Origin of the sequence: Bacillus sp. Marseille-P3661 (assembly GCF_900240995.1) — a bacterium.
In the GTDB taxonomy this organism is placed as follows: Bacteria; Bacillota; Bacilli; order Bacillales; family Bacillaceae_J; genus OESV01.
Genome location: NZ_LT965954.1, coordinates 584,034 through 602,461, shown reverse-complemented (window position 1 = coordinate 602,461; position 18,428 = coordinate 584,034). Strand labels below are relative to the sequence as shown.

Sequence of the window (18,428 nt, the reverse complement as noted above, 5' to 3'; positions counted from 1 at the left end):
AGGTGCTGAAGATGAAAGGTTATCTTGCATTAGAAAATGGTGATAGCTTTGAAGGGAATTGGATCGGGCACACACCAGAACAACCGTTAGAAGGAGAAGTCGTCTTCTTCACTGGCATGACTGGATATCAAGAGGTTGTAACTGACCCATCTTTTAGAGGACAAATAGTTGTATTTACGTATCCTTTAATCGGTAATTACGGAATAAATGAATCAGATTTTGAAAGTGTTATTCCACACGTTTCAGGTGTGATACTGAGCGAATATAGTTTGGAAGGCCATCATTATGAATCTGTAAAAACCTTTGCAGAATATCTAGAAAAATGGAACATTCCAATTTTAGCGAATGTCGATACACGTGCAGTTGTAAGACGAATAAGAAACCAAGGTGTAATGGGTGGAGCGCTCGTACATTCTTTAGAAAAAGCAAATTTTGAGAGCTATAAATCTATTGAAGAGAAATTATTAATTAAAGAAGTTTCAACAGATAAAATTGAAACATTTGGTGACGGAAATTATCATGTGGTGCTTATGGATTTTGGCTATAAAAAATCAATTGTCACTTCCCTAAATCATGTTGGTTGTAAGGTAACGGTTGTACCTTATGATACATCACTTGAAACAATCCAATCCTTGAAGCCAGATGGTGTAATGTTATCTAATGGACCTGGTGATCCGAAACAAATGATGTTTCATATCCCGGTAATTAAGGAGATTATTAAGCAGTATCCGACACTTGGAATATGCTTAGGTCATCAATTAATCGGTTTATCATTTGGCGGGAATACTAAAAAATTAAAATTTGGTCATCGAGGAGCTAATCAACCAGTAATTGATTTACTACAAAAGAAGGTGTTTATGACATCTCAAAACCATACATTTGTTGTGGATGAAGATAGTTTGGCAGATACCGGTTTTTCTGTACGATATAAAAATGTTAATGATGGTTCAGTTGAGGGAATTATTCATTCCAGTCTTCCCATTATTTCTGTCCAATTTCATCCAGAAGCACACCCTGGACCAAGCGACAGTGTAACCATATTTAATGATTTCATTGGAATGATGAATAGTGTAAGGAGCGAAAAAGTTTATGCCTAAATCAAATCATATCCATTCTGTACTAGTAATTGGATCAGGACCTATTGTAATCGGGCAAGCAGCTGAATTTGATTATGCGGGTACTCAAGCATGCTTAGCATTGAAGGAAGAAGGTTGCCGCGTCATCCTCGTTAATAATAACCCAGCAACCATTATGACAGACGAAACGAATGCAGATGCTGTTTATTTCGAGCCCTTAACTGTTGAAAGTATTGAAAAAATAATTATTAAAGAAAAACCGGATGGATTGTTAGCTACACTCGGTGGGCAAACAGGATTAAACTTAGCATTTTCCTTACACGAAAAAGGGATTCTAGAAAAGTATAATGTCGAACTATTAGGGACCCCTATCGAATCTATTAAAAGAGGGGAAGACCGTGAAGCGTTCCGAGCATTAATGCATGAATTAAACGAACCAGTACCGGATAGTGAAATAGTCGAAGATATGGAAGCGGCAAAAAAGTTTGCCGATGAAGTAGGATTCCCAATTATAGTTCGTCCTGCATACACCCTTGGTGGATTCGGTGGAGGTATTGCAGATGATCTCGAGACGTATACTGACCTAGTACGCAGTGGTCTTGATGCAAGTCCCATTACACAATGTTTAGTAGAAAAAAGTATTGCTGGCTTTAAAGAAATTGAATATGAAGTAATGCGCGATTCGAGTGATACATGTATAACAATATGTAACATGGAAAATATTGATCCGGTAGGAATTCATACTGGCGATTCAATTGTTGTTGCACCATCACAAACTCTAACGGATGTAGAATATCAAATGCTACGTTCAGCATCTGTAAAAATCATTCGCGCATTAGGTATTATTGGGGGCTGTAATATTCAATTTGCACTAGATCCAGTAAGTAAGAACTATTATCTTATTGAGGTTAATCCACGTGTAAGTCGTTCCTCTGCTTTAGCTTCTAAAGCAACGGGTTATCCGATTGCACGTATAGCTGCAAAATTGAGCTTAGGCTATACATTAGATGAACTTTTAAATCCTGTAACAGGCTATACGTATGCCAGCTTTGAACCCGCATTGGACTATGTCGTTGTTAAATTCCCATGCTGGCCTTTTGATAAGTTTCCAAGTGCAAATAGAATTCTTGGAACACAAATGAAGGCAACAGGTGAGGTAATGGCAATAGACCGTAATCTTGAAAGTGCCCTTCAAAAAGGTGTTCGATCATTGGAATTAGGTGCTACTGGATTAAAGCTTGCTAATATAGAAAAATTAAATACAGACGAATTGTGGTCAATTGTTAAAAAAGCGGATGACCGTCGTTTCTTTGCAGTGTTGGAGTTGTTAAGACGAAATATTGAATTGTCTGAAATTCATGCTGAATCCAAAATAAATACCTTCTTTTTAAATTGTTTTGAGAGATTAATAAGCTTGGAAAAGGAAATTGACACAACTTCTTATAAAAAGGTAACGGAACCGTTTATGAAGAAAGTAAAAAAGTACGGTTTTTCAGATGCTTATTTAGCGCAAGTATGGGGAGTCGATGAATTAGCTTTACGTAATCTTCGAAAAGACTTAGAGATAAAAGCTGCCTATAAGATGGTTGACACTTGTGCGGCTGAATTTGAAGCGAATACCCCATATTATTATTCTAGTTACTATGGGGAATGTGAAGTTCATCAAAGCGAACGTAAGAAAGTCTGTATCCTTGGTTCAGGTCCAATTCGGATTGGTCAAGGCATTGAATTTGATTATAGTTCAGTTCATGGAGTACTTGCTCTTCAAGATGAAGGCTATGAAACAATTATGATTAATAACAATCCTGAAACAGTTAGTACAGATTACGAAATGGCAGACCGCTTATATTTTGAGCCATTAACTCTTGAAGATGTTCTTAACGTTCTTGAAGTAGAGGGTGTTAATGACGTGATTGTCCAATTTGGAGGACAAACAGCTATCAATTTAGTTGCCCAATTAGAAAATGCTGGTGTTAACATTCTCGGAACAAGTGAAGATATTATCGATCAATTAGAAGATCGCGAGCGTTTTTACCAATTGCTAAGGAAGGTTAATGTTCCACATATTCCTGGTGAAACAGCCTATAATATTGATGATTTGAAAGAAAAGGCACATAATATAGGTTTTCCTATATTACTAAGACCTTCATATGTAATTGGTGGAAAAGGAATGATTATTCTAAATTCCAAGCAAGAATTAGATTTGTTAATTGCAGATCAAACGGATAAAGTATTTCCGATCCTCTTGGATGCCTATGTTGCAGGAAAAGAGGCTGAAGTAGATGTGCTTACTGATGGCAGTGAAATACTAATTCCAACAATTATTGAGCATGTTGAAAAAGCAGGTGTTCATTCAGGCGATAGCACAGCTATGTTGCCAGCAGTATCGATAACTGACAAACAAAAAGAATTAATTGTTGACTATTCAAAACGAATAGCAACAGAACTTAATTTTAAAGGAATCATGAATATTCAATTCGTTCTATCGGGAGATGTGGTTTATGTATTAGAAGTAAACCCTCGTGCAAGTAGAACGGTTCCTATATTAAGTAAGGTTACAGGTGTACCTGTAATTCAAATTGCGACAAAGTTATTGCTTGGGAAATACTTGAAGGATATTACCGAAAAATGTGGACTTTTGCCTGATCGTCCGTATGTTACAATCAAATTTCCTGTTTTCTCTACAATAAAACTTGCGGGTTTAGATCCAATTCTTGGACCAGAAATGAAATCTACTGGTGAAGGAATTGCTATTGCAAGCTCGAAGGAAGAAGCATACTATAAAGTTTTTCATTGGAACGAGCAAAAATCTACAGATAAAAACGAGGTATATATCGACAGCAGCGGTTTGTCAGAAGACTATCTAATCTTTATTACAAGTGCACTTGTTAACGCAGGCATAAAGGTAGCAACGGATGTTGATTATAATAATTGGGTTCAAAATAATCATGCACTCGCCTTAATAAGCTTATCCAAGGATAAAACTAATGATGAAATTGAAAAACGTAAAATGGCATTAAAATATCGTCTCCATGTCTTTACAGAATGGGAGACCGTTGAAGGGTTCTTAATTGGACAAAAGAACAGCGACTTTACCGTGCATTCAATTCAAGACTGGCTAACTAATAATATTCCGCAGAAAGAAGTGATTTAAGATGAACTCGCCAGCTACTTTAGAAACTCCAAAAATTAAGGTGAAAGATTTACTCACCTTAAGCGATTATAGTAAGGAAGAAATAACCGGGTTGATTCAATCGGCAGTTGAATTAAAAAAACAACATAAAGCAGGTCAACATTTGGATGTATTAAAAGGAAAGACAATGGGGATGATTTTTGAAAAATCCTCAACACGCACACGTGTTTCTTTCGAGGCAGGCATGACACAATTAGGCGGGCATGCTATTTTCTTAGATAGTAAGGTTACTCAATTAGGCCGTGGTGAAACAATTGCTGATACAGCAAAAGTTCTTTCTGAATATATTGATATTATTATGATCCGTACATTTGAACATGAAAAAGTAGTAGAATTGGCAAAAAATGCAACAATCCCAGTTATTAATGCTTTAACTGACGATTTTCATCCATGTCAAGCACTAGCAGATTTAATGACAATCTATGAAATAAAGGGCAGTATGGAAGGTCATAAACTTGTATACGTTGGAGATGGAAACAACGTTGCACATTCTTTAATGATTGCTGCAGCAAAGGTTGGGTTACATTGCACTGTCGCGTGTCCAGCTGACTACGCTCCAAAAGCAGAGTTGGTTGAGCTTGCACAAGGTTTTGCTTCTGAAACAGGGGCTGAAATAAAAGTTTTACATGATCCGGTTGAAGCCGTAAAAGATGCAGATTTCATATATACAGATGTATGGACTAGTATGGGTTTCGAAGCTGAAAGCTCAGAGCGTACGCAAAAGTTAGAGCCTTTCCAAGTAAATGAGGAATTAATGAAACATGCAGATGAAAACTATTCATTTATGCATTGTTTACCGGCCCATCGCGATGAGGAAGTAACAGCTGATATCATCGATGGAAAACATTCCGTTGTTTTTCAACAGGCAGGTAATCGTCTCCATGTTCAAAAGGCGCTTACATTAGCGTTGTTATCTAAATAATGATTTAAAAAGGCTGAACCAAAAAGTCGTTATAACAACGAGCGACTTTTTAGTCAGCCTTTTATGTATATAATTATAATTAGTATTTGCTTTTAGTTAATTTTATTCTTAATTAAAAATGAATACGGCTCCCCCTACGATAAAACAATAAATTGCAAAGTAAATTAAATTTCCTTTTGCCATTATATTCATGAACCATTTTAATGAGAAATATGAGGCCACTAAAGAACCGATAAATGCTAACGAGTAGGGAATAAATAATGTGCTTAAATTAGGGTCGTTCATTAAGTCATTAATAGATAAAATCATCCCACCTGCACTAACAGGTATAAATAAAAGAAACGAAAATTTTAGTGCTGTTTCTTGTTTCATCCCCAAGGACATAGCAGCAACTATAGTTGCCCCGGAACGGCTAATACCAGGTATTAATGCGATTGCTTGAGCACAGCCGATTAAGATAGCATCCTTTATGGTCAATTCACTGTCACCTTTGTGTCCGCGCAAGTTTCGAATTGCCCAGAGAGCAATACCTGTAATGATTAACGTTATGCCAATTAGCTGTACTCCACCTTTAAAAATGTCTCCGATTACATCCTCAAATAATACTCCGATAACACCTGCCGGCACCGTAGCAATTATTAAATAAATAATAAACTTAAAATCAGGTCTTGAATGTTCATCGCGGGTAGTTATATATTTAAGTCCATTTGTTGTTAAACGGATTAGGTCTTGACGATATATAAGCAAAACGGCTATTAGTGAAGCGAAATTTACTAAAAGTTCAAAGCTGAAACCTTCGATTGTTAGACCTAAATAGTGTTGTGCTAATACTAAGTGGCCGCTTGATGAGATTGGAATGGGCTCTGTAAATCCTTGGAAAACACCTAAAAATAAATACTTTAATAACAGATAAACTTCTTCCACTATTAATATCCCCCATTTTAAAATTAAAATTAACGTTTGACTTTTTAAATTAAACACCATCGTTTGATATCTGTAAAGTAATTGCTATAATATTTTACATATTTATACAGAATCGGTGTGATATTGAACAAAATTCACCTCATTATATTTAGAAAAACGGATACAATAATCATGAACCTTAAATAAGGAGGTTTTTTAAATGGGTCAACCTCGGCAATTTCGTGCAGGACAAAAAGCCCCAAATAATGGAGTTTATGTAGAAATTGGTGAAACTGGTTCAATGGTTCAACATCCACAATCAGTTAGACTACAAGCTGGTGACCGTTTTCCAGAGAACTCCAATCATAATCGAAAATGGACGTATGCTCGAAAACCATAAACATGTTGGCCATCCTTGTATTAGCAAGGATGGTTTTTAATTGATTTGTTGTTTTAATACGGATTTGGTCAAAAAAAATCAAAATATAGAGTAATTCAGAGGAAAGGAGAGAAAAATATAATAAAACAACTATAAATCAAAAATCATCATTATATTTGCTGTTTGAAATCAAAGAGAAGTTTATCCATAATATACTAAAGGTCAGATAAGGTCAAATACCATTTGATGAAGGAGTGGCTTTTAAATGGATATGAAAAAAATGACAGAAAAAACACAGGAAGCATTGGTTTATTCGCAAAATCTTGCTGTTAGAAAAAGTCATCAAGAAGTGGATGTTGAGCATCTATTTTTGGCTCTAGTTGAACAACATGAAGGAATAACCGCAAGTTTGTTGCAGCGGCTGAATGTTAATATCAATCACCTTAAAGAACAAGTAGAAGAACAATTAAATAAACGCCCCCGTGTTAGTGGATCTGGCATTGAAACAGGGAAGTTATATATTTCGCATAGATTACAATCATTACTTGTCCGCGCTGAAGATGAAGCAAAACAGCTAACGGATGAATATATTTCGGTAGAACATGTGCTGTTAGCGATGACAGAGGAAAAAACAACTACTGACATTGGTAAATTATTTAAGCAAAATAGGATAGATAAAAATGCCTTACTCGAAGTATTATCTGAAGTTCGCGGTAATCAAAGAGTAACTAGTCCAACACCAGAAGTTACATATGATGCATTAAAGAAATATGGACGGAACTTAGTTGAAGAGGTAAGAGCAGGTAATGTAGATCCAGTTATTGGTCGTGATTCGGAGATTCGGCGAGTTATAAGAATTTTATCTCGAAAAACTAAAAATAATCCAGTATTAATCGGTGAACCAGGTGTAGGTAAAACCGCGATTGTCGAAGGGTTAGCACAACGAATTGTACGAAAAGATGTTCCAGAAGGTTTAAAAGATAAAACAATTTTTGCGCTAGATATGAGTGCATTAATTGCAGGTGCTAAATTTAGAGGTGAATTCGAAGAACGGTTAAAAGCAGTACTTAATGAGGTGAAGAAAAGCAACGGAAAAATATTACTATTTATTGATGAACTTCACACAATTGTAGGAGCAGGAAAAACAGAGGGAGCAATGGATGCAGGCAATATGTTGAAACCAATGCTTGCAAGAGGAGAGCTTCATTGTATAGGGGCGACAACTTTAGATGAACATCGAAAATATATTGAAAAAGATCCTGCTTTAGAACGACGATTCCAACAGGTGCTAGTAGAAGAACCTACTGTGGAAGATACGATTTCTATTTTACGTGGCTTGAAGGAACGGTTTGAAATTCACCATGGTGTTAATATTCACGACCGTGCCCTTGTATCAGCAGCGATCCTATCTGATCGTTATATTTCAGAGCGTTTTCTCCCAGATAAGGCAATTGACCTTATTGACGAAGCTTGTGCAATGATTCGGACAGAAATGGATTCAATGCCAACAGAACTAGATGAAGTGACAAGAAGAATCATGCAGCTGGAAATTGAAGAAGCGGCATTAAGCAAGGAAAAAGATCAGGCTAGCATCGAGCGCTTGCAATCGTTAAGAAAAGAGTTGGCGAATCTCAAAGAAACCTTCCATTCGATGAAAGTAAAATGGGAAGAAGAAAAGGAAAGTATCAACAAACTTCAAGAATACAGAGAGAAAATTGAAAAAGCTCGAAGAGAGCTAGAAGATGCGGAATCAAGATATGATTTAAATAAAGCTGCAGAGCTTAGACATGGTTTAATCCCAGAACTTGAAAAGACGTTAAAGAAAGCTGAGCAAGATATGGCCCAAGAAGAGCAAGAAGGCCGCTTATTACGCGAAGAAGTAACAGAAAACGAAATATCTGAAATAGTAGGCCGTTGGACCGGTATTCCTGTTTCCCGATTATTAGAAGGAGAACGCGAAAAGCTCCTCCGCTTGGATGAAATTCTACATGAGCGAGTGATTGGTCAAGATGAAGCGGTCCAGCTTGTGGCAGATGCGGTTATTAGAGCAAGGGCTGGTATTAAAGATCCAAGCCGGCCTATAGGTTCATTTATATTTTTAGGCCCAACCGGAGTGGGAAAAACAGAGCTAGCCAAAGCACTTGCAGAAAGTTTATTTGACAGCGAGGAACAAATGATTCGTATTGATATGTCAGAATATATGGAAAAGCACGCTGTATCAAGGTTAATCGGAGCACCTCCAGGCTATGTAGGTTATGAAGAGGGGGGACAATTAACAGAGGCAGTTAGACGAAAGCCTTACTCTGTATTATTGCTAGATGAAATTGAAAAGGCACATCCAGAGGTTTTTAATATTTTGCTTCAGATGCTTGATGATGGAAGAATCACTGATTCAAAAGGGCATGTAGTGGATTTTAAAAACACTGTTATTATAATGACGTCAAATATCGGTTCTAGTCATTTATTAGAAGGATTAAGCGCTCAAGGCGAGATTTCTGAGTCCGCAAGAGACATGGTACTTAAACAGTTGCGCCAGCATTTTCGTCCTGAATTTCTAAATCGCGTTGATGATACAATTTTATTTAAGCCATTAACAGTAAAGGAAATAAAGGGCATTGTTACCAAGTTAGTCAATGAATTGCAGAATCGACTTGAGGATAGGCAGATAAAAATTACTCTAGATGATGAGGTTAAAGGATATATAGCGGAAGAGGGTTTTGACCCTGTTTACGGTGCACGCCCTTTAAAGCGGTTTATCCAACGATTCATTGAAACAAAATTGGCTAGAGAACTTATTGCTGGAAACATTGTTGATGGCGCAAATGTGATTATTGGTATGAACGGAAATGAATTGGTGATTACAACATCTTAAGTAAAGAGTAAAAGCAAAGGCTCCCACTACAAAATAGTGGGAGCCTTTGCTATTCAAATTTATTAGTGGTGTGTGCCACTAGGTTCATTAGATTGACCAGTTTCACCTAGAAGGATAATAATTAATGAAAATGCAACTGTAATGACTACACCTTGCATAAATTCATATGTACCACCTGACATGCTGCTAACAACATATACTAACATTTGGCTTAGAAGAAAAGTCCAAAAAACTGTCCAAAACACACGCATTATTGTTCACCTCAACTTAAGCACATTTGTAATTTATTTTATCATAATTAAACTTGAAAAATAAAGTAAAAGTTCGTTAATGCCTCCTAGTATGTATAGGCGTATGACGTTTTTTGTAAAGAATAGGTATATTCCCTTTGCTTTTTAATAAAAATGACATACATTATAATTGTGCAGGCTTAAAAAAGGCGAGGGAACAATATGAAAATCGATCGACGTTTTTTAAAAATTGATAGTGAATGGAATGTTGTCCACCTACCTGAACAACCTAACGGCTTTGCAATATTAATTATAGGTGATAGAAATCATTATGTAGACGAAAGCACGAGTCTCTGGATTCAAAATCCTGATAGATTACAAATGCTTGAAATGCTAAGGAAAAAAGGCTACACGATCTTTTACTCCAACTTATATGGAAGGCATTGGGGAAGTCCTAAGGCTGTCGATCTGCTAATAAGATTTTATCAAATGCTAATGCGCAATGAAATTCTAAATAATAAAATTCATATAATAGCTGAAGGTATGGGAGCTTTAGCAGCTCTAAAGTTCGTGAAAAAAATGGATTCTTCAGTTCGTTCGATTGTGATGATGAGTCCATGTATTGATTTAAAGAAATATATGGAGCATGAAAAAGTAAACAAGCTGTTTTATAAGCATTTGCTAAAGGAACTTTCCTTTGCATATGACATTGAAGAAAGATTCGTCGAACAAAAAGTAATCAAACCTTTTGATGTTAAGTATTTTACAGCTTGTCAAATACCTGTGAAAATATGTCAATCGACAAACCGGATTTCCTATAATATAAACGACCATGGTCGAATGTATGAGAGATCATGTGGGCAACAATCACCAATTTCATTAACGTTACATTTGTTTGAGAAAAGGTTTAACATCACTCAAAACATCATAAAGTTTTTAACTCAATATGAAAAGGTATTATAACCCCTTCTATCAATTACTTCAGATAGAGGGGGTTTTTATTCTAAAATGCATACATTAACATACATATGTAATAAAATTAGATGCTGGGGGAACACAATATGAAAACTGCGATTGTTATTGGAGCATTGGGGTTTATTGGTTATTCATTATGTAATAAGCTATTGGAGGATGGTTTTGAGGTTATTGGTATCGATTGTTATGATAAAGACAATTCAAAGAAAAAAATACAGGATCAAAAATATTTAGAAATTGCTAGAAATTCAAACTTCAAATTGCTAGAAATGGATATCACAGACGCAACGTTTGAAACAATCCGTACTTGTGATGTTGTTTATTATTGTATTAATAATCAAACTATCCTTGAAAGTAATTTTGATATAGCTTCTAACCAAGCCATTAACAATATAAGGAAGGTTATCCAGTATTGCAATCAGGTTAATGCAACCTTCATCTATTTATCATCGTATGAAGTTTACCAGGAAAACCTGCCAATTCTCACACAAGAAACTAGATTGGAACCTCGAAATCTTGCCGGAATGTTGAAAGTGAAAGAAGAGTCCGAGGTCTTAGCTAATCATGGAAGCTTGAACTATTATATACTGCGTATCCCAACAATTTACGGCCCATGGCAGCCGGAATATATGAGCTACCAGCGGCTAATTTCAACTAATACTATTAATTCTCCCATGGATGTTATTCGAGAAGATACGATCTATATTTACGATCTAGTAAGTTTAATGATCGGTCTACCTACCATAATACCTAAAAAACAGGTATTATTAATCAGTAGTGGGAATGAAAATTACTGGTTAAAGGGTTTTAACATGTTGAGTGAGGAAAGACAGTTGAACCTTCCGGCTACTAAAATTTCTCTTACTGAAACTGAAAAGCAGTTAAAAAAGTATATAGATACAGACTTAAAAGATGGTCTCAATGAGCAAAAGTTACACTATAACTATATCAATAAACTAAAAAGTTTAGATTTATTATAAAACTTTTCAATATGTAAGTAATTTCCTTTTACAATAATAACAAGTAGGAGTAGAATAGATATGATAGGTACATATAAAGATGGGTTTATTATGGGAGGGACTTAATGTTGAAAAAGCTTTTTTTGGCTTTGCTAACAATTTTAGTCCTATGTACGGCTTGTGGACAATCTGTTTCCACGTTTAAGCCACTAAAGTCTATAAAAGTAGGACTGTTATTACCTGAAACTATAAATGATCCCGTTTGGGGTAATAAGGGATATAAGGGTTTATTGAAAATACAATCAGAATATAACGCTGAGGTATTTTATAAAGAAGGGATCACAACATTAAAGTCTGTTGAAGAAGCATTGAGAGAGTTTAGTGAACGAGAAGTTAATATCGTATTTGGACATGGTTCTGAATATGGAACTCTTTTCCAGGAAGTTCACAAAACATATCCTGAAATAAATTTCTTCTATTTTAATGGTGATTTTTCAGCTGATAATGTTACAAGTCTAAAGTTCGAATCACATGCTATGGGCTTTTTCGGTGGGATGATTGCAGCTAAAATGAGTAAAACTAATAATATCGGTATTATCGCGGCTTTTGATTGGCAACCTGAGATTGAAGGATTTAAGGAGGGGGCAAAATATCAAAACCCGGAGATTCATGTTTTGACTGAATATACCAAGAGTTGGAATAATGAAGATAGAGCTGTTAGCGCTTACGAGAATATGAGAGCAAGTGGCGTTGATGTATTTTATCCTGCTGGTGATACCTTTAACTTAGAAGTTATTGAGAAAGTGAAGGAAGACGGATTATATGCCATAGGATTTGTCTCTGATCAGTCGGATTTAGGAGAGTCGATTGTACTTACAAGTACTGTACAGCATGTGGACCATCTTTATGAATTGGTAGTTGCTCAGTATTTAGACGGAACACTTGAAAATGGTATCATAACATTTGATTTCAAAGATGATGTTATTTCTTTAGGTAAATTTAGTCCTGAAATTCCAGAGGATTTTAGAAAACAGGTTGAGGATGCAATTAATTTGTACAAACTCAAGGGAGAGCTCCCTTCAAAATAATTACAGAACAAATCAAGGAGGAAATATTCGATTATGAACCCAGAAAGAAATATGCAATTTATGCAAATAGCTATGAAGTATTTACCAGAGGCTCAAACAATGTTAAAAGGTAAGGGAATCGAAGCGAATATGGATATGATGCAACCAATGTTAGATGTATTACTTAAGGTTATGAATGACGCTTATGAACTAGGTGCATCTGAAGCTGTGAAGACAAACGAATAACTTCATTCAAAAAGACGACGTTAATATATCGATTAACGCGTCTTTTTTTACATACATAATTAACTAATTTTTAACTGTCTTGTAATTCTTCTACTTTTTGTTAAAGATAGATAGAAGTGGAGTAATTTGTTGAATGACAGGTTTAACTTGATTGACTGTGTTCATAATTTGATCAACATTATTAATTATAGATGTTAAATCAATGTTTTGGATAGGGTTACTGGTAGTTGTTTGCTTTTGAATATTTCTGTTACCAAACATGAGTCGATCGAAGCGATTAAATTGCTCGTTATTAGACATCATTACTCTCTCCTTTCTGTAAAATTACTAGTAATAGCATATGTGTTAATTGTTGCATTGTAGTGGACGAATATCATGTTCTGAAGTAGACAAAAATAATAAAATAAATTAAAATTAGTACCAAGTCATAATATTTGATCATAGTATTTTTCAGTATGTAAAGGGGTTGTTTTTATGAATGTCGGGATATTAGGGATTGGCAGATATCTTCCAGAAAAGATTGTTACCAATGCTGATATGGAAAAAATTTTAGATACTAGTGATGAATGGATTCGTACAAGGACGGGGATTGAGGAAAGAAGATTTGCCGATGATGAAACCAATACATCTGATATGGCTTATTTTGCTGCGGAAAAAGCGTTACAAAATGCTGGTTTGAAAGCTGAAGATATAGAATTAATTATCGTAGCAACAGTTACACCTGACTATCCATTTCCTTCGGTAGCTTGCTTAATTCAAGAAAGACTTGGTGCAAAAAATGCAGCTGCGATGGATGTTGGCGCGGCTTGTGCAGGTTTTATGTACGCAATGATTACAGCGAAGCAATTTATCGCTACAGGTGATTATAAACATGTGCTTGTAGTGGGCGTAGAGAAACTTTCTAAGATTGTAGATTGGAATGATCGAAGTACAGCTGTTTTATTCGGTGATGGAGCTGCAGCAGTTGTAATGGGAGAGGTTTCTGAAGGTAGAGGAATTTTATCTTTTGAATTAGGGGCCAATGGTGCAGGTGCCAAACATCTATATCAAGATGAGTATTTAATTATGAATGGTCGTGAGGTTTTTAAATTTGCAGTAAGGCAAATGGGAGAGTCTGCGATTAATGTTATTGAAAAAGCAGGTTTAAAAAAGGAAGATGTGGATTTCTTAATACCACATCAAGCAAATATTCGAATTATGGAAGCATCACGTCAAAGACTTGAACTACCTGAAGAAAAAATGTCTAAAGTAATTCATAAATATGGAAATACTTCTGCATCGTCGATTCCAATTGCAATTGTAGAGGAATTGGAAGCGGGAAAAATTAAGGATGATGATGTAATTGTTATGGTTGGTTTTGGTGGTGGTTTGACTTGGGGTGCAGTAGCGTTAAAATGGGGAAAATAATGGATGTAAATCTTTAAGCTAGTTATAGCTCTATATAATTAAGAAATTATAAAAAAGGAGAGTCTTGTTTATGGAAAAAAGACGTGTAGTAATAACAGGACTTGGTGCTGTTACGCCTTGTGGAAATGATGTGGACACGACGTGGAATAATGTCGTAAATGGAATTTCTGGAATTGGTGAGTTAACAAGAGTAGATAAAGAACAATTTCCTGCAAAAGTCGCTGCAGAATTAAAAGATTTTAAACCAGAAGAGCATATGGATAAAAAAGAAGCTAGAAGAATGGACCGTTTCACTCAATATGCAATGGCTGCTGCTTTTATGGCTGTTAAGGATGCTAATTTAACCATTTCAGAGGAAATTGCACCTCGCGTAGGAGTTTGGATTGGATCAGGAATTGGTGGAATGGAAACTCATGAAACACAGCATAGCAACTTTTTAGAAAAAGGTTATCGTCGTGTTAGTCCATTTTATGTACCAATGATGATTCCAGATATGGCGGCAGGACAGGTTTCGATAGCCTTAGGGGCTAAAGGAATTAATTCATGTTCAGTGACAGCATGTGCCTCAGGAGCTAATTCTATAGGTGATGCTTTTAAAGTAATTCAAAGAGGCGATGCTGATTACATGATAACAGGAGGAACAGAGGCTCCGTTATCAAATATGGCTTTTGCAGGGTTTAGTATGGCGAAGGCATTATCATTTAATCCTGATCCTAGTACAGCAAGTAGACCATTTGATTTAAATCGTGATGGCTTTGTAATGGGGGAAGGTGCTGGAATTCTTGTGCTTGAATCTTTAGAATCAGCATTAGCTCGCGGAGCTAAAATTTACGCAGAAATCGTCGGTTACGGCGCAACAGGTGATGCATATCATATTACTGCACCAGCTCCAGGTGGAGAAGGTGGAGTGCGTGCGATGAGACAGGCATTACAGGATGCTGGACTTCAGCCTGAGGATGTCGATTACATGAATGCACATGGCACTAGTACAGATTATAATGATAAATATGAAACAATGGCAATAAAAGAAGTATTTGGAGAACATGCCTACAAAATGGCGGTAAGTTCAACCAAATCAGTAACGGGTCATTTACTTGGAGCTGCGGGTGCAGTTGAAGCGATATTCTCAGTGAAGGCAATAACTGATGGCGTTGTACCGCCAACAATGAATTATGAAACACCGGATCCTGAGTGTGACTTGGATTATGTTCCTAATAAAGCGAGAAAACAAGAAGTGAATGCTGTATTAAGTAACTCACTTGGTTTTGGTGGTCATAATGTTTCGTTAATCTTTAAAAAATACGAATAGGCCAGTTTCGGTAATAGCGGGGTTAGAATTCGGTATTTTTTTAACATAAAAAGCTAGCAGAAAGGTTCAACTTTTCTAGCTAGCTTTTTTTTATTCGAGGATAGAATATTTAGTTGTCTATGCTGATAAAGGGTATTTTCTAGTTTATTTAGCACCAATGTTTAATCATTGGTGCTTTGGCACAATATAAAATTAAGCAGGAATAAGTTTCTATAATATATTCCTAAATTAATTTTGGTTAATGTCCTCGATTGCGTTCTCTGTAACTGCAGCAGATGTAGGAGTTGTTGAATTAAAGAATTCATCAAGAGCTTCTTTATTTTCATCTACATCAATATCTAGTACAGATCCTGCATGACTATAGCTTTTATTTGAGAATGAACCATCAACTGGAATACGGATTGTTTGGATCTCTTTTGGATTCATTAAAAAGCTTGTGCCGATTCCGATAATTGTTTTAGTACTAACATTTGTATCAATATAAGGCTGGATAGTCCCCATCATTTTAGGGAGCTTTACTAAGCCATTCACACTTACAAGCTCATCCTTAATCGCTGCAATCACTTGTTGTTGTCTACGTACTCTACCAAAGTCGCTTTCTGCATCATGACGGAATCGCGCATACTCTAGCAATTCTTCACCGTCAAGGTTTTGAAGGCCTGCTTGAAAGTCAATATATAATCCACCAGCTCGGTCAGTATATTTCATACGTTTTTCGACATCAATTTCTACACCATTTGGTGAAAGAACATCTACTACTTGTGCAAATCCATCAAAATCTACTACAGCATAATATTGAACATCAATTCCGAAGTTTTCTTTGATTGTTTGTCTGACAAGCTCAGCACCGCCATGAAAATAAGCCGTGTTAATTTTGTTATCTTTATATCCAGGGATTGAAACATATGAATCTCTCATTATCGAAGCGATTTTTGCACTATCTGTTTCTGGATCGTATTGGGCAATCATAATTGTATCTGTTCGCCCACTTTCGGCGTCCTTTTGGTCAACACCTAATATCAGTACATTTATTTTTTTTAAGTCTTCTACACCATTAAAAGCCTCTTTATCTTTTTCATTTTCATCAGTAGTGCCTGAAGCTGAGACTTTTGGTTCTTTTCCAGCAGCATCAATATAACCTGAATAATATTCGAAGGACGCATAACCAATAGTTGCAATGAAAAATAATAATAATATCATTGTTATTTTAAATGGGCGTCTCTTTTTACGCTTTTTTAATAATTTCTTTTGTAGCTCTCTATTTTTTCTACGCTCTATACGCGTCGTAGACATACTCAGTTTCACCTCTCCTTTAGGTACACACAACTAATTTACTCTCATTTTAGAATTTCGTAAAGAGATTCATTATGGAAATTATCTTTTATCCTTCATGGCCAATTACGAACCTTTATTTATGCTTTTTAAATTTTAAAATATAAAAAAAGCATCACCCTCTAGATTACAAGAATACTAGATTCGACACCTATTTACAATATTAACATAAATTAATTATGATAGCTAAGCTTTATTAATAAAAGGAGAAGAGAAATGGCGATTATTCGAACAGACCACTGGTTACGTCAGTATGTTGATCAGAAAAATTATTCATTATCTGCTCAACGTAAGCTTATTTGCAATCCATTGATTTCATATTTTAAAGATGCAAGTGTGTTTGAAGTACATGAACATTTATTAAGTCATGGATTGTTTCCACCGTTACCAACTTTAAACGAGATCGATCAATTGGAAAAAAATAATGTATGGGGTTTTCTTCAAAAGGAATTTTCTATCCTTCGAAGTGAATGGAAGGGACCAGACGTTCCACTATTTATTTTCCCCTCTAATATGCAAAATCGATCATTGAAAGAAGAATTTAATGGTAAAACAGGATTATCATATAAAGATAAGATCTTTCTATTTATATCGGCGAAAAATTCTTATGATGAACTAAAGGCTCTTCTAACACATGAGTATAATCATACTTGTCGTTTAAATATTCTTAAAGTGGATGACTTAAACTTCCTCCAAACAATTATCTTAGAAGGACTTGCTGAAAACGCAGTTGAGGAACGTATCGGGAAGAAATACTTAGCACCATGGACATCCGTCTATACAAGAGAACAGGCAATCAAGCTATGGTATAAATATTTAAGAAACAATGCAAATATGAAAGCAAGTTCCCCGAAATTTCAACATCTATTATTTGGAACTAAGTTTTATCCTAAATATTTAGGTTATAATGTCGGTTATCATATTACGAAATCATACTGTGAAAAATTTAACCCTTCTTCTGCTAAAACACTATTAACCACTTCAGCAGAATCTATCCTTAAAGGTTCTGATTTTAATAGTTAGTCGAGAGCACGACGTAATTTGCCATACTTGGTAAATTACGTTTTTTTAAGAGGTATCTAGGATTATACGTACTGTTCGGTTCCAGTTTCTAGCCCCTCGAGACAGTTAGGTTGGCGAGGATTTTCAGAGTGCCCACAGAAAGTGGGTGGATATCAGGTTGTATGGAGGGGCATTCGCATTTTATACATAAAATTTATCCTTATGTCATAAAGATGGTAAAAAGAAAGGACAAGCCGAGGGGGACATAATGAAGAGGAGAAATAATAATATTAGTGGAATATTGTATTGGACGAGTTCATTTCAAAAGCGATCGAACTCTGTAATGATTAGAATATGATTTTTAGATTATTTATATTCCTAATGGGGTTTGGTTTAGCTGTTGCGGGTGGTGTTAGTTTCATTGCACATCTAAATATACTGGCAACAGGTCAAACATTTGTGGATTATTTAGTCTTAATAAGTACGAAAATTGAATGCTATTTATTAGTAATTGGTGTTTTGTTAATTACTGCTAGTATATATAAATGAAATAAAA

General features: G+C 35.6%; 17 protein-coding genes. 13 read left to right on the top strand and 4 right to left on the bottom strand.

The window, feature by feature from the left end:
- Positions 1–11: 11 nt before the first annotated feature.
- The 3 genes from C1724_RS13915 to argF are packed head-to-tail and all read left to right on the top strand — an operon-like array spanning position 12 to position 5,191.
- A complete protein-coding gene (locus C1724_RS13915) occupies positions 12–1,097 on the top strand; it encodes a carbamoyl phosphate synthase small subunit (protein ID WP_102347357.1) in 1,086 nt (361 codons plus the stop codon).
- Positions 1,090–4,230 carry a carbamoyl phosphate synthase large subunit gene (locus tag C1724_RS13910; protein WP_102347356.1) on the top strand — a complete coding sequence of 1,047 codons (3,141 nt, stop codon included), beginning with the start codon at positions 1,090–1,092 and terminating at the stop codon, positions 4,228–4,230. The genes C1724_RS13915 and C1724_RS13910 overlap by 8 nt, the downstream gene beginning before the upstream one ends.
- Position 4,231: 1 nt before the next feature.
- Positions 4,232–5,191 carry an ornithine carbamoyltransferase gene (argF, locus tag C1724_RS13905; protein ID WP_102347355.1) on the top strand — a complete coding sequence of 320 codons (960 nt, stop codon included), beginning with the start codon at positions 4,232–4,234 and terminating at the stop codon, positions 5,189–5,191.
- 108 nt (positions 5,192–5,299) lie between these two features.
- Here the strand turns inward: argF and C1724_RS13900 are convergent, their stop codons facing one another.
- Complete coding sequence (locus C1724_RS13900; RefSeq protein WP_102347354.1) at positions 5,300–6,115, bottom strand: undecaprenyl-diphosphate phosphatase; 816 nt, start codon at positions 6,113–6,115, stop codon at positions 5,300–5,302.
- A gap of 199 nt (positions 6,116–6,314) precedes the next feature.
- Here C1724_RS13900 and C1724_RS13895 point away from each other — a divergent pair, with 199 nt between their 5' ends.
- Positions 6,315–6,494, top strand: a complete 180-nt coding sequence (locus C1724_RS13895; RefSeq protein ID WP_102347353.1) for a YjzC family protein — start codon at positions 6,315–6,317, stop codon at positions 6,492–6,494.
- A gap of 244 nt (positions 6,495–6,738) precedes the next feature.
- The gene (gene clpB / locus C1724_RS13890; protein ID WP_102347352.1) at positions 6,739–9,345 is read left to right on the top strand and encodes an ATP-dependent chaperone ClpB; all 2,607 of its coding nucleotides are present in this window, start codon (positions 6,739–6,741) and stop codon (positions 9,343–9,345) included.
- Between the two features lie 62 nt (positions 9,346–9,407).
- Here the strand turns inward: clpB and C1724_RS13885 are convergent, their stop codons facing one another.
- Complete coding sequence (locus tag C1724_RS13885; RefSeq protein WP_102347351.1) at positions 9,408–9,596, bottom strand: YjzD family protein; 189 nt, start codon at positions 9,594–9,596, stop codon at positions 9,408–9,410.
- 201 nt (positions 9,597–9,797) lie between these two features.
- Between C1724_RS13885 and C1724_RS13880 the strand changes: the two genes are divergently transcribed.
- From C1724_RS13880 to C1724_RS13865, 4 genes are all read left to right on the top strand, one after another.
- Positions 9,798–10,538: an alpha/beta hydrolase gene (locus tag C1724_RS13880; protein WP_102347350.1), complete on the top strand. Its 741-nt coding sequence runs from the start codon at positions 9,798–9,800 to the stop codon at positions 10,536–10,538.
- A 98-nt stretch (positions 10,539–10,636) separates the two neighbouring features.
- Positions 10,637–11,530, top strand: coding sequence for an NAD-dependent epimerase/dehydratase family protein (locus C1724_RS13875; RefSeq protein WP_180994277.1), 894 nt, complete (start codon positions 10,637–10,639; stop codon positions 11,528–11,530).
- A 104-nt stretch (positions 11,531–11,634) separates the two neighbouring features.
- Positions 11,635–12,597, top strand: a complete 963-nt coding sequence (locus C1724_RS13870) for a BMP family ABC transporter substrate-binding protein (RefSeq protein WP_102347348.1) — start codon at positions 11,635–11,637, stop codon at positions 12,595–12,597.
- 33 nt (positions 12,598–12,630) lie between these two features.
- Positions 12,631–12,822 (top strand): ComZ family protein, encoded by a 192-nt coding sequence (locus tag C1724_RS13865; RefSeq protein WP_102347347.1) that lies wholly within the window; start codon positions 12,631–12,633, stop codon positions 12,820–12,822.
- Between the two features lie 90 nt (positions 12,823–12,912).
- On the opposite strand, the gene C1724_RS13860 is transcribed toward C1724_RS13865, so the two are convergent.
- A complete protein-coding gene (locus tag C1724_RS13860; RefSeq protein WP_102347346.1) occupies positions 12,913–13,122 on the bottom strand; it encodes a hypothetical protein in 210 nt (69 codons plus the stop codon).
- A gap of 174 nt (positions 13,123–13,296) precedes the next feature.
- Between C1724_RS13860 and C1724_RS13855 the strand changes: the two genes are divergently transcribed.
- Both C1724_RS13855 and fabF read left to right on the top strand, forming a co-directional pair.
- Positions 13,297–14,229 (top strand): beta-ketoacyl-ACP synthase III, encoded by a 933-nt coding sequence (locus C1724_RS13855; protein ID WP_102347345.1) that lies wholly within the window; start codon positions 13,297–13,299, stop codon positions 14,227–14,229.
- A 70-nt stretch (positions 14,230–14,299) separates the two neighbouring features.
- Positions 14,300–15,538, top strand: a complete 1,239-nt coding sequence (fabF, locus tag C1724_RS13850) for a beta-ketoacyl-ACP synthase II (protein WP_102347344.1) — start codon at positions 14,300–14,302, stop codon at positions 15,536–15,538.
- 228 nt (positions 15,539–15,766) lie between these two features.
- Here the strand turns inward: fabF and C1724_RS13845 are convergent, their stop codons facing one another.
- Positions 15,767–16,831, bottom strand: coding sequence for an LCP family protein (locus C1724_RS13845; RefSeq protein WP_102347343.1), 1,065 nt, complete (start codon positions 16,829–16,831; stop codon positions 15,767–15,769).
- 255 nt (positions 16,832–17,086) lie between these two features.
- On the opposite strand from C1724_RS13845, the gene C1724_RS13840 reads away from it, so the two are divergent.
- Positions 17,087–17,893, top strand: coding sequence for a DUF2268 domain-containing protein (locus C1724_RS13840; protein ID WP_102347342.1), 807 nt, complete (start codon positions 17,087–17,089; stop codon positions 17,891–17,893).
- Positions 17,894–18,226: 333 nt separating this feature from the next.
- Positions 18,227–18,421: a hypothetical protein gene (locus C1724_RS13835; RefSeq protein WP_102347341.1), complete on the top strand. Its 195-nt coding sequence runs from the start codon at positions 18,227–18,229 to the stop codon at positions 18,419–18,421.
- Positions 18,422–18,428 lie beyond the last annotated feature (7 nt).